The 11,359-nt window shown below is 56.2% G+C and carries 13 protein-coding genes and 1 pseudogene; 8 read left to right on the top strand and 6 right to left on the bottom strand.

Annotated features, from left to right (window positions below; all coding sequences use genetic code 11):
• Nucleotides 1-19: 19 nt before the first annotated feature.
• Nucleotides 20-505: a helix-turn-helix domain-containing protein gene (locus tag ACOKS3_RS25910; protein ID WP_028698524.1), complete on the bottom strand. Its 486-nt coding sequence runs from the start codon at nucleotides 503-505 to the stop codon at nucleotides 20-22.
• Nucleotides 506-729: 224 nt separating this feature from the next.
• Here ACOKS3_RS25910 and ACOKS3_RS25905 point away from each other — a divergent pair, with 224 nt between their 5' ends.
• The 3 genes from ACOKS3_RS25905 (at nucleotide 730) to ACOKS3_RS25895 (ending at nucleotide 2,230) form a co-directional block, all read left to right on the top strand.
• A complete protein-coding gene (locus ACOKS3_RS25905) occupies nucleotides 730-1,110 on the top strand; it encodes a hypothetical protein (protein ID WP_028698525.1) in 381 nt (126 codons plus the stop codon).
• A 3-nt stretch (nucleotides 1,111-1,113) separates the two neighbouring features.
• Nucleotides 1,114-1,509, top strand: coding sequence for a DUF6957 family protein (locus ACOKS3_RS25900; protein WP_028698526.1), 396 nt, complete (start codon nucleotides 1,114-1,116; stop codon nucleotides 1,507-1,509).
• Nucleotides 1,510-1,588: 79 nt separating this feature from the next.
• Nucleotides 1,589-2,230, top strand: a complete 642-nt coding sequence (locus ACOKS3_RS25895) for a metallophosphoesterase (protein ID WP_463581460.1) — start codon at nucleotides 1,589-1,591, stop codon at nucleotides 2,228-2,230.
• 131 nt (nucleotides 2,231-2,361) lie between these two features.
• Here ACOKS3_RS25895 and istB read toward each other — a convergent pair whose 3' ends face one another.
• Both istB and istA read right to left on the bottom strand, forming a co-directional pair.
• The gene (gene istB / locus ACOKS3_RS25890; RefSeq protein ID WP_013970780.1) at nucleotides 2,362-3,162 is read right to left on the bottom strand and encodes an IS21-like element helper ATPase IstB; all 801 of its coding nucleotides are present in this window, start codon (nucleotides 3,160-3,162) and stop codon (nucleotides 2,362-2,364) included.
• Entirely contained in the window at nucleotides 3,155-4,654 is a 1,500-nt protein-coding gene (gene istA, locus ACOKS3_RS25885) for an IS21 family transposase (protein WP_169725187.1), read from the bottom strand. Before istA ends, istB begins: the two co-directional genes overlap by 8 nt.
• 454 nt (nucleotides 4,655-5,108) lie before the next feature.
• On the opposite strand from istA, the gene ACOKS3_RS25880 reads away from it, so the two are divergent.
• Both ACOKS3_RS25880 and ACOKS3_RS25875 read left to right on the top strand, forming a co-directional pair.
• Nucleotides 5,109-6,259 (top strand): IS3 family transposase gene (locus ACOKS3_RS25880; RefSeq protein ID WP_087535084.1). Its coding sequence is split into 2 segments (ribosomal slippage): nucleotides 5,109-5,343 and nucleotides 5,343-6,259, totalling 1,152 coding nucleotides; the frame shifts between segments, so codons are not numbered across the junction.
• A gap of 396 nt (nucleotides 6,260-6,655) precedes the next feature.
• Nucleotides 6,656-7,636, top strand: a complete 981-nt coding sequence (locus tag ACOKS3_RS25875) for an IS5-like element ISPa41 family transposase (RefSeq protein ID WP_014003920.1) — start codon at nucleotides 6,656-6,658, stop codon at nucleotides 7,634-7,636.
• 125 nt (nucleotides 7,637-7,761) lie between these two features.
• Here the strand turns inward: ACOKS3_RS25875 and ACOKS3_RS25870 are convergent, their stop codons facing one another.
• The 3 genes and pseudogenes from ACOKS3_RS25870 to ACOKS3_RS25860 all read right to left on the bottom strand — a co-directional run.
• The gene (locus ACOKS3_RS25870; protein ID WP_028697826.1) at nucleotides 7,762-8,619 is read right to left on the bottom strand and encodes an SDR family oxidoreductase; all 858 of its coding nucleotides are present in this window, start codon (nucleotides 8,617-8,619) and stop codon (nucleotides 7,762-7,764) included.
• Nucleotides 8,620-8,871: 252 nt separating this feature from the next.
• Nucleotides 8,872-9,411: a type 1 glutamine amidotransferase domain-containing protein gene (locus tag ACOKS3_RS25865; protein WP_028697825.1), complete on the bottom strand. Its 540-nt coding sequence runs from the start codon at nucleotides 9,409-9,411 to the stop codon at nucleotides 8,872-8,874.
• A gap of 291 nt (nucleotides 9,412-9,702) precedes the next feature.
• Nucleotides 9,703-9,967, bottom strand: a pseudogene (locus tag ACOKS3_RS25860) (SDR family oxidoreductase); the annotation flags it as partial.
• A gap of 198 nt (nucleotides 9,968-10,165) precedes the next feature.
• Here ACOKS3_RS25860 and ACOKS3_RS25855 point away from each other — a divergent pair.
• From ACOKS3_RS25855 to ACOKS3_RS25845, 3 genes are all read left to right on the top strand, one after another.
• Nucleotides 10,166-10,459 carry a DUF6555 family protein gene (locus tag ACOKS3_RS25855; protein ID WP_028697823.1) on the top strand — a complete coding sequence of 98 codons (294 nt, stop codon included), beginning with the start codon at nucleotides 10,166-10,168 and terminating at the stop codon, nucleotides 10,457-10,459.
• A 212-nt stretch (nucleotides 10,460-10,671) separates the two neighbouring features.
• The gene (locus tag ACOKS3_RS25850; protein ID WP_028697822.1) at nucleotides 10,672-10,896 is read left to right on the top strand and encodes a DUF2188 domain-containing protein; all 225 of its coding nucleotides are present in this window, start codon (nucleotides 10,672-10,674) and stop codon (nucleotides 10,894-10,896) included.
• Complete coding sequence (locus ACOKS3_RS25845) at nucleotides 10,893-11,327, top strand: HhH-GDP family DNA glycosylase (RefSeq protein WP_028697821.1); 435 nt, start codon at nucleotides 10,893-10,895, stop codon at nucleotides 11,325-11,327. The genes ACOKS3_RS25850 and ACOKS3_RS25845 overlap by 4 nt, the downstream gene beginning before the upstream one ends.
• Nucleotides 11,328-11,359 lie beyond the last annotated feature (32 nt).

Genomic DNA, 11,359 nt, shown 5'->3' with positions numbered 1-11,359 from the left:
AGCGTTCCGCCATCTTACGTCACTGATCTGCAACTGGCATGTGCCAGAACTTGTGGACTGTGGAATATGGCATTTCCAGCTTCACTGAGGTCTCTTTTTGAGTGAGGCCCTCTGCCTTGCAGTCGAGGATTGCTTGAATTCTGTCTGGTGGGATTGGCGGCTTACCTGATTTCGCTGCGATCAATGCTTTACCCGAGAATTGCGCAGGCAGGCTTTCCATCACACGCATCTCACCCAGCTTGCCCAGCTCCGCCCAGAGGTGGGTCATAAACTCTTCGAGTGATTCCTGGCGTTCGTAGGAGGCGGCAGCGGCGAGGAGTGCCACCGAATCGACGTCCAAGCGCTTACTGATGTCTTCGAGCATCTCGAGGCTGACATTGGATTTCGCGTGCTCGATCTTGTGCAAATGACTAGGCTCCACCGTGGAGGCGAGCTGTTCTTGGGATAGGCCACGAGCGGCACGCGTGGTGCGAAGGACTGCTGCCAGAGTGTATCGCGTTGGCATGGGAGAGCTTCCCGCAAAGGGAAGCATAAGGCCACACTGAAAACTCTACATCCACGTACTATAGGCAGTGAATGTGGAATGGTGGTATGGTGGTCTCACTAGCTCCCACAGATGACTTGCGTTCTGCATGGACATTTACTGCTGGGCGCAAAGTTGTCAATTTATATGAATCGTTTCTGGGCGAAGTGCTAGCTAGTTGCCCCGATTGATAGGTGGAGTGTGTTGTGCTGGTCACCCAAAGAACCAAACTCCGAGGGCAGTTTTTAGCTCTGGACAGCCTGAATCTGTTTTGGGATTCAGCAAGTCTCAATCCCGATTGCTATTACTTTGTCGTTGAAGGAAGTGGCTTCGTGAATGGATGCCTAGGCCCGTCTGTGCGTTTGGTGTCGAGCGTTGAGGTGGTTGACTCCCTGTGCAAAGGGGATGCGGTGGATTTCCTGAGTGTCAATCGAGTTCATTTGCTTGCTCCACCGGCGATGACCAATCAATCCGAGTTTTCGATGAAGCTGCTTTCCGAGATTCGGATCAAGGATGGTACCCAGCCGACCCCGGTTTACGAATTTGTCACGTCTGAAGGACACGTCTACTCGAGCGCGAGAGGTTGATTCATGGCGGTCACGTTGGATGAGGTTACAGAGTTTCTTTACGGCGGCGGCGAGGTTGTCCATGGTTGGGCTGACGATAGAGGAGAGCTGGTTCAAGCAGCAGAGCAGCGCTTTCCAGGAAAAGCGTTTTGCTTGGTGAAGCGTTGGATCATCGTTGAGATTCCCGCGAATGAGGTTGAGCCGTTGCCGGACGGGATCGCGCCGATGATTGTGCTCGCTCATGAGGTCATATACGACAGCCGTGGACGGTTCGTACCTGGTTGCTGGGTGAGATCTACGTACGCGATCTCGCATGAGCATCCTTGGATTTTTGAGACTCGCAACACCGTCTATCTGCTTATCGGCGACGGATACAAGAAGCAAGCCTCGCTCGAGATGGTTCTGTCATTTCGTCCGTGATGACCCAGTTCTTGAAGCCCGGGCGTCCGTCGGACGGGCCCGGGATTAGCGACCCAGCCCTTGTATCATGGAGCGAGGTATGAAGATTGCGGTTTACTCCGACCTACACAACGAGTTCTCCGAGTTCGTGCCACCTATGCTGGACGTCGAGCTGGTCGTGCTCGCGGGTGACATCTCTGTGCGCGGTCAAGGGGTCGAGTGGGCAAACGCGGCGTTCGACTGTCCAGTGATCTACGTCCCTGGGAATCACGAGTTCTACCGGGGGCACTTAGACCGAACGCTGACGAAGATGCAACAGGCGGCAGCTGGGCATGTTCATGTTCTGGATAACCATACACTGATCGTTGGTGATGTGAGATTTTTAGCGGCGACGGGGTGGACAGATTTTACGTCCACAGGGGATTACCGCGTAGCGATGTCGTTGTGCTGGGAGTGGATGAGCGACTTCACGCAGATCCGAATCGGCGAGGGCTTTAGGAAGCTTCGCCCTGTCGATCTCATCGCTCGCAACATTTGTGCGCGGGACTTTCTGGCTACGGAGTTGGCTAAGGACTTCGGTGGCAAGACGGTCGTCGTCACGCATCATTGCCCGATTGAAGCGGTCGCTGGTGATGCTCATGAGGGCCACCTCGGTGCTGCGTACTTCAACCAGTGGGGTGACCTAGTTTCGCAGGCTGATGCCTGGATCTTCGGCCATATGTCGGCGCTGATTGAAAACTGACCCACCCTGCCGATTGAAAAATGACCCAGGGCTGCTTGCCGATTTAGACCCCGGCAATTGTGGATAAGCCTAGCAGTCGACAGCGTCGTGAAAGTGCTGACCCTGCACTCAGCAAGGCCAGCCCAAAGAGGTCAAAACGGGTCGTCCTCCGATTCCTCGACATCCTGCCGTCTGCGCTCCCTCGCCTGGATCTTGGTCTTGGCCACCAAGGTGCTGTTTTGCAGGCGGTATGATTCATTCCCCGTCTCGACGATGTGGCAGTGGTGTGTCAATCGGTCGAGCAAGGCCGTGGTCATCTTGGCGTCGCCAAATACGCTCGACCACTCGGCGAAGCTGAGGTTGGTGGTGATGATCACGCTGGTGTGCTCGTAAAGCTTCGAAAGCAGGTGGAACAGCAGGGCTCCGCCGCTCTGACTGAAAGGTAGGTAGCCAAGCTCATCAAGGATTACCAGATCTGCACGCAGTAGTCCTCGGGCGATACGCCCTGTCTTGCCCTCATGTTTTTCACGCTCCAGCAGGTTGACCAGATCGACTGTGGAGTGAAAACGCACACGCTTGTTATGTTGGGTGATGCCGGCCACTGCCAAGGCAGTAGCGAGGTGCGTTTTACCGGTGCCAGGGCCACCGATGAACACCACATTTTGCGCTGTGTCGGTGAAGGCCAGAGTGGACAGTTCCCTGATCAATCGGACATCGGCGCTGGATACACCGAAGTCGAAGCCAGCCAGGTCACGGTGCATGGGCAGTTTCGCCATGCTCATCTGATGATGCACCGAGCGTACTGCTCGGTCGGCGTGCTCTTGATCAAGGAGATGCTCGATCAGCCATTTCGATGACGCAGTGGAAGATTCGCCTTGTGCGGCCAGCTCTGCCCAGGCATCGGCCATGCCGTGCAGGCGTAAGTCTTTGAGTTCCTCTGTGAGATCACGCATTGCGCACCTCCTCATCCGTGCTGCGCAACCGGTCATAGCGTGCGGTATTGGCAACAGGGGTAACGTTCAGTTGCAGGTTGGTTTCGACCGAGGGTGGTGCTTCACGAGCGGTCAGACGGGCCACGATGTTGAGGATGTGGTCAGCGCTCAGGCTGCCAGACTCCAAAACCAGCTCAACCGCTACGAGAACAGCATCCAGGCCAGCGATGGGCACGGCGGCCAAGACCTGGGTCATAACCCGGTCACCCTGTAGATTCCGCAGCAGCCCGCGCCTGAGCAGGCGTAGTGGCTTAGGCAGATCGGCAAACGGGGCACCATTGCGTAGGGCCCCCGGTTTGCGTTCAATGAGGGGGATGTAGTGTTGCCAGTCGTAGCTGACCTGATCGCGATCAAACAGGCGCTCATGGCTAGCAATCACACCCTCATCGGCAATCACGACGATTCGCGAGGGATAGAGCCGACTGCTGACCCACTGGCCAACACGCTCACAGGGTACTGAATAGCGGTTGCGAGCCACGTTGATCAGACAGGTGCTGGAAACGCGAACCGTGCGTTCTACATATCCGTCGAAAGGCGTCGGCATCGGCATCATTTCGACGCGCTCCAATTCCAAGACTTCTGCGACGGTAAGGCCGTTGTACTGCGGATGAATCAGCTCATGCCAGAGAGCCCGGCAGCGCTGGGCAAGCCAGGCATTCAACTCTTCGAAGCTATGGAAAGTATTGTCGCGGGCGGACAGCCAGATGCGGCGCCGACTGTCTTGGACATTCTTTTCGACGATACCTTTTTCCCAGCCGGACGCTACGTTGCAGAAGTCCGGGTCGAACAGGTAGTGCGAGCACATCACCATGAAGCGAGCATTGACCGTGCGGCCTTTACCCTTGGAGACCTTGTCGACCGCAGTTTTCATGTTGTCGTAGATGCCGCGACGCGGCACGCCACCTAAGGCGGCGAATGAGCGGGTATGGGCATCGAACAGCATTTCATGCCCTTGGCTGGGATAGGCCACTAGCCAGAAAGCTCGGCTGGCACATAGCTTCATGTGCGCGACCTGGACGCGCCTGAAAACACCGCCAACCAGCAGGCCTTCCTCGCTCCAATCGAACTGGAAGGCCTCGCCCAAGGCGAATGCCAACGGCACAAATGCCCGTACCGCCTTGCCTTGCTCTCCGCGCCAATGACGAACGAAGGCAGTGAGCTGGCTGTAGCCGCCGTCATAGCCTTCAGCGCGGATCATGGCCAGCAGCGCCTTGGCACTGCGACGATGTTGCTTGGCCCTTAAGGCATCAGCCCGCAGCGCTTGCTCCAACATCTCGTGAAAGGGACTGAGCTTGTTGAACACGGCTCGACGCTGATAAACCGGCTGTTTGGACTCCGGCGCTCTGACCCATTTTCGGATGGTGTTGCGCGACAGTCCGGTGCGCTTGGCTATCTCATGCAACGACAGCTTGTCGCGGAAATACATCCGCCGAATTTTGCCCATCATTTCCATGCTGATCACCCTGTGTTCTCCTGCTCAAAAATTGAGCAGGTGCAGTGGAACACCTGGGTCAGTTTTCAGTCAGCACAACGGGCGAAACTGGGTCAGTTTTCGGTCAGCGGCAACACTGTTGAGCTTCTACCGGTTCTCTTTCCATCAGCATGCCTTCGAGATCACGTGTTCTCATTCCGACAGGGCTATCTGGCGTCTGGTTCGTCTTATGTGAGCGCTGCGTAAATAGAGGGAATTTAGAATTGGCATGGATATCTCATGTAAAGCGAGACACAAGGGAGCTTCGTTGCCTCGCATTTACCCTGCAGGGAACAAGAACAAAAGGGGGCTTACATGAGTTGTCTGATTTGCGCGGGGCAAGCTGAGTCCGTTGAATGCACCGGTGGCTGGGTGAATCGCCCCTGGTTTCGTAGACACCTCCAAGCCTCATAATGAGGCCCAAATAGGAGGTGCCATGAGTCGTCAGCGTTACCCCGAAGAATTCAAGATCGAAGCGGTCAAGCAAGTGACCGAGAAAGGCAAACCTGTCGCCGATGTCGCCCAGCGCCTGGGCATGTCCGTGCACAGTCTTTACGCCTGGATCAAGGTCTACAGCAAGCCCCAAGAGCAGCGTCAGCAAGACGACGATCAGCAGGCCGAACTGCGCAAGCTACGCGCTGAACTCAAGCGCGTGACGGAAGAGCGAGACATCTTAAAAAAGGCCGCCGCGTACTTTGCCAAGGAGTGCGGCTGAAGTACGCCTTCATCAAGAAGCACTCGACTGATTACCCGGTGCGGCGCCTTTGCCAAACCCTCAAGGTGCACCCCAGCGGCTATTACGCCTGGCTGGCCGAGCCTCAATCTGCCCGAGCAAAAGAAGATCAACGTCTGCTTGGCTTGATCAAACACGCTTGGCTGGAAAGCGGAGGTGTATACGGCTACCGCAAAATTCACGATGACCTGCGTGAGCTGGGAGAGGAATGCGGCCGAAATCGAGTCAGGCGCTTGATGCAGGCGGAGGGACTGCGTTCTCAAACGGGCTATCGGCGGCGTCCAGGGTTCTATGGTGGAAAACCAACAGTGGCCTCGCCCAACCACCTCGCGCGGCAGTTCAAGGTAAGTGAGCCGAACAAGGTCTGGGTGACAGATATCACTTACATCCGCACCTATGAAGGGTGGCTCTACCTCGCGGTAGTGCTGGATCTGTTCTCACGCCAAGTAATTGGTTGGTCAATGAAGCCAAGGATGTGCAGCGACCTGGCTATCGACGCGATGTTGATGGCTGTTTGGCGACGCAAGCCTCAGCAGCAAGTTATGATTCACTCAGATCAAGGCAGTCAGTTCAGTAGCTCGGATTGGAAAAGCTTTTTGAAGGCCAACAATGTAATCAGCAGCATGAGCCGGCGGGGAAACTGCCACGACAATGCCGTAGCCGAGAGCTTTTTCCAGCTTTTGAAGCGAGAGCGAATCCGACGAAAGATCTACACAACCCGTGAAGAAGCCCGAAGTGATATTTTCGATTACATCGAGATGTTCTATAACCCTAAACGCCGACACAGCAGTGCTATGCAGCTGTCTCCAGTAGAGTATGAGAAACGCTATTTCCTGAGCTTGGAGAGTGTCTAGAAAACCAGGGGCGATTCATCGCATCTAATGCCCGGCTATCTCGGGGAGTGAACCTGACCTGAACTTTGCCTCGTACATTGGCTTCTTTTATTCAAAGACAAGGGTAGGAGAGCAAGATGAAGAATGAGAGCGATAGGCAAAATGCAGGTGCGCAGACGAGGCCGCATGGGGAAGAGGAGCGAGACAACGATGCTCATCGTCCGGACGGATCAACGGGGACAGCCCACGACTCCACGGCGCAAAAAACGGCCCGTGATCACGATCAGCAAAAACGCTGAAACTGCCCACGAAAAGGGTTTGAGGCTCGCCAACTCGGCGAGCCTCTTTTCGCTAGGGAATCTCCGAACAAGCCTTCAGTTATGCGAGAATCCCCGCAACACCTGATCCGAGCCGCCCATGAGCCAGATGAGCTTTTCCGACTTTGAGTACGCCGGCAAGCGCAAGCAAACCCGCCGAGAGCGCTTCCTCGCCGAAATGGATCAGGTGGTGCCCTGGGCAGGCCTGCTGGAGCTGATCGAACCGTTCTACCCCAAGGCCGGCGGCGGTAGAAAACCCTATCCTCTGGAAACCATGCTGCGCATCCATCTGTTGCAGAACTGGTTCTCCCTGAGCGACCCGGCCATGGAAGAAGCGCTCTACGAAATCACGCCCATGCGCCAGTTCGCACGCCTGACGCTGAGCGCGCCAATCCCCGAAGACACCACGATCATGAACTTCCGGCACTTGCTGGAGAAGCATCAGCTCGCACCGGCAATCCTTGCGGTCATCAATGGTTATCTGCAGGAAAAAGGCCTGTCGCTGCGCCAAGGCACCATCGTCGATGCCACCATTATTCATGCCCCCAGCTCGACCAAAAATAAAGAAGGCAAGCGTGATCCCGAGATGCACCAGACCAAGAAAGGCGGTCAGTATTTCTTCGGGATGAAGGCGCACATCGGTGCCGATGTCGAGTCCGGCCTGGTGCATCACGTCCATGGCACCGCTGCCAATGTGGCCGATGTCACGCAGGTGGCTGAACTGCTGCATGGCGAAGAAAACGCCGTGTATGCAGATGCCGGTTACACCGGTGTCGAAAGGCGCGAAGAGCATGAAAATCGGGGGGTGATCTGGCAGATTGCAGCGCGTCGCAGCACCTATTCCAAGCTGAACCAGCGCAGCGTACTGTACAAAGCCAAGCGCAAGATCGAGTTCTGCAAGGCTCAGACACGGGCCAAGGTCGAGCATCCGTTTCGCGTGATCAAGCGGCAGTTTGGTTACGTGAAAGTACGTTTTCGTGGGCTGATGAAAAACACGGCTCAGTTGACCACGCTGTTCGCCCTGGCAAACCTGTGGAGGGTTCGAAAACAGCTCATGGGTATGGGTGAGGTTCGCGTTTAACACGGAGAACCGGTCGAAAAAGCTCTCCGTACATGATTTTTCGGTCACTTTTCGTCCAATGACGCTGTAGGTGCCTGGAAAATTGCAACTTGCCGCGGCTGCACGACAAGTTGATCGGAGCATCCCTAAAGGATCGGTTTACCGCCAGTCACTGCGTAACGTGAGCCACTGATGTAGCTGGCCTCGTCGGAGCCCAGCAGCACGTAGATCGGCGCGACTTCGACCGGCTGCCCCGGGCGCCCCATCGGGTAGCTGGAACCGAAGTTCTTGACGGCCTCGTCCGGCATGGTTGCCGGAATCAAAGGCGTCCAAATAGGGCCTGGCGCGACGCTGTTGACCCTGATGCCTTTCTTGGCTAGCAACTGAGCCAAGCCAGCAGTGAAGTTGGCAATGGCTCCCTTGGTCGTGGCATAGGCCAGCAGGCTGGGGGATGGATCGTCGGAATTGACCGAGCTCGTATTGATGATCGAGCTTCCCTTGGGCATGGAAGGCAGAGCCGCCTGGCAAATCCTGAAGATCGCGGTGATGTTGGTATCGAAGGTCTTCACCCATTCGTCATCGTCGATTTCTTCCAAGGTCTCGTGGGACATCTGGAACGCCGCGTTGTTGACCAGGATGTCGATGCGCCCGAACTGGCTAACGGTCTTTTCGACGATGTCGTAGCAGTGCTGTTTCTGCGCCAGGTCTCCGGGCAACAGCAGGCATTGACGGCCTGCGGACTCAACCCAGCGCGCGGTTTCTTGGGCGTCTTCATGCTCATTCAGATAAGCGATGGCGACGTCGGCTCCTTCACGGGCATAGGCAATCGCTACTGCCCGCCCGATGCCGCTGTCTGCTCCGGTGATGAGTGCAATCTTGCCTTCGAGTCGATTGTGGCCGGTATACGATTGCTCACCACAATCCGGGTAGGGCTCCATCTTGCGCTGTGAGCCGGGGACATTTTGAGGCTGTGAAGGGAAGGGCGGGGTAGGGAAGTCTCGCATGGTGGAAGCTCCTGCAGTTGAGAACGCTTGTTATCGTTCGAACGGAGCTAAGGGCCGACGTTGAGATGAATTCAGGGTTTGAACGACGGGCGGTCACTCCTTCTATCTCCATTGAATTATCGGGAATTGGTCGGCTCTACCGCTGACCCGTGTCGCGCTTTCTGTGTGAGGCTCCACTACATCCAGCTGGCGTGACCCGCGCCCTCCAGGTGCCTGAGGCATCACCGGAGGGCGCGAAGCAGAAAGCTGGACTCAGCCTGCCAGCGCTTTGATCAACTGTTCGTTGAAAGCCGGAATATCGTCTGGCTGGCGGCTGGTGATCAGGTTGCCGTCCACTACAACCTGCTCATCCACCCAATTGCCGCCCGCATTGCGAATGTCGTCCTGCAATGTCTTGTAGCTTGTCATCCGCTTGCCTTTGGCCAAGCCACTGGACACCAGGAGCCAGCCTCCGTGGCAGATGACGGCCAGCGGCTTGCCAGCCGCGTCGTGGCTCTTCACCAGGTTCTGCGCACCGGGGATCAAGCGAATCGTGTCGGAGTTCTGAACGCCGCCGGGCAGCACGAGGGCATCATAGAGATCGAGTTGGGCACCTTCGAAGGTTGCATCCACGGCAAACTCGTCGGCGGGCTTGTCGTGATTCCAACCACGCACAGTGCCTTCCTTATCAGCGAGGATGTCGATCACCGCACCAGCTTTCTCCAAGGCCTCACGAGGCCCTGTTAACTCGACTTGTTCAAAACCATCAGTCACCAGGAAGGCAACGCGCTTGCCACTCAGTTGTGTACTCATCTTTGAATCTCCATTTTCGATAAAGCTGACAGGGGAGGCCTCAACGGCGTCGACGTTGGGCATGAGCGATGAGAAGTCCCGCGAGCAGACCGATGACTGCCGCACTTAGCAACAGCGGTATCTTGTCTTTAGGGGTTAGGCCGATGCCGTCCATGCTTCCCGGCCTACCTGTTGGCGTGGACAGATTCTCGGAGGACTCCAGTGCGTCGGAACTGCGGTTCAATGGTGTGTCCGGACTGGACTGAGCGACGGGCTCAACCTCCTCAGCCGTGGCGCTGACGTCCAATTGGTTCAGCTTCAACGCTGTGCCGTCCACCAGGGTCAGTGTCAGGTTTTCAATGTCTCCCGCTGCGCGACCTGGAAAAACCGGTTCGCCTGCAGCATCGAGGTTGTCGTAAATGAAGCGCTTGCCCTCCAGCCAGCCAACGGCTGTGAGTAACTCGGGGCCGAGGTAGTATTTTCCATCGAGGAAGAAGCCTGGAAACTGGTGAGCGCGTTCGACGTTCTCCACGGAGTAACGCTCACCCGCCTTCATGCCTGTTGTTGGATCAATCATGACCACGACCTCCGTATGCTGGTATAGCCATGGAGGTTGCCGAGGCAGTACGTGTTCCTAAGGGATGACCAATGGACTTCAGTCCAATCTGTTGGTGGGTGGCCGGTGGTTGAGCGCAGGGTCTGCCGTCTGACTTTTCAATTGAATTTTTACGCGTACATCCCCCTCTGTAAATTTGGGTCAAAGGGAGATACTCACGTGCCTGGGCAGCAATTATTTGTTATCGATTACACACTCCATGGCGAGAGCCGGGCGTTCATTATTCGCTTGGAAAAAATGGACGATCCCGTGGCCTGGCACTGGGCTAGTTGCGATGCCGGTGTTGGCATCATCCCGCGATTCAGTCAGCAGAACATCAAGCTGGTCAGTCGTCCAATGGCAGAGGGCTATGGCATCGCGAACGTGAAGTGGCGACTTGCCGGCAATGGCCCTGAATTCATTCCCCAACCTATCGATGTCGGCAAATTTTCAGGTGCTGGAGAAGGTGCCTGAACCCCTGAGGCCGGCCACTTTTTTGGAGATGTTGCTATGCAGCCTAAAACCGAAGGCTCTGAAGAGAAAGGCCCAAGCGACTTACCTTTCATTAACGATCCGGAAAAGCCCACGTCGCCTCCTTTGAATGACGCTGATGCCACTGAAGCAGCCGAGGCAGAGGAAGACATTGAGGATGACGGCCAACCCATATGAGCCAGGAGGAGCACACGATGGACAATTACCACCTCAGCCCTACAGCAAATGGATGGGAATTGAAGAAAGCCGGTGCTGAACGCGCCTCCAAGCGAGCGGCGACTAAGCATGAATTGGTCAGCGCCCTCGCAGATTTCTTTGATGGCAAGACGGCATCGGTGAAGATCCATAAGGCGGATGGCACTATCGAAGAGGAGCGCACCTACCCACGATCTGCTGACCCGCGCCGTAGTAAAGGTTGAAGACCGTAAATGCCTGTGATCTCGGCATCGAAGTCACGGATGTCGGGGGTGTGTTCAGGTGGTTGATGGCCAGCTTTCTCATGGGCAAGCGCATACGATCTACTGTCGCCTTGAGGGCGTACCGGATACTTGTCGATCAGCAGGGGCTTGATACGCCGCAAAAGCTTGCGCAGGCCACACATGCGACCCTTGTGAGGCTGCTCGGGCAGGCTGGGTATGCGCGATACGATGAATCCACTGCCCGACGATTGCATGCCCTTGGTAAGAAGGTAGACGCGGAATTGGGTGTTCAACTTGAGGCGCTGCGGGACGATCCAGGTTGTGAGAACTTCAAGCGCTGGCTGCTAAGCTTCGAGGGTATAGGCCCTAAGACGGTGGAGATTTTCATGCGAGAGGCGCTTGGCTATTTGTCAGTGTCGGAAGGCCATTGAGCGGATGACGGCGATTGGCCTCCATCGACGCG

Origin of the sequence: Pseudomonas sp. HS6-2 (assembly GCF_049325675.2) — a bacterium.
Taxonomy (GTDB): Bacteria; Pseudomonadota; Gammaproteobacteria; order Pseudomonadales; family Pseudomonadaceae; genus Aquipseudomonas; species Aquipseudomonas putida_N.
Note: the sequence above shows the minus strand (reverse complement) of the source record. Positions and strands in the feature narration are given on the sequence as shown.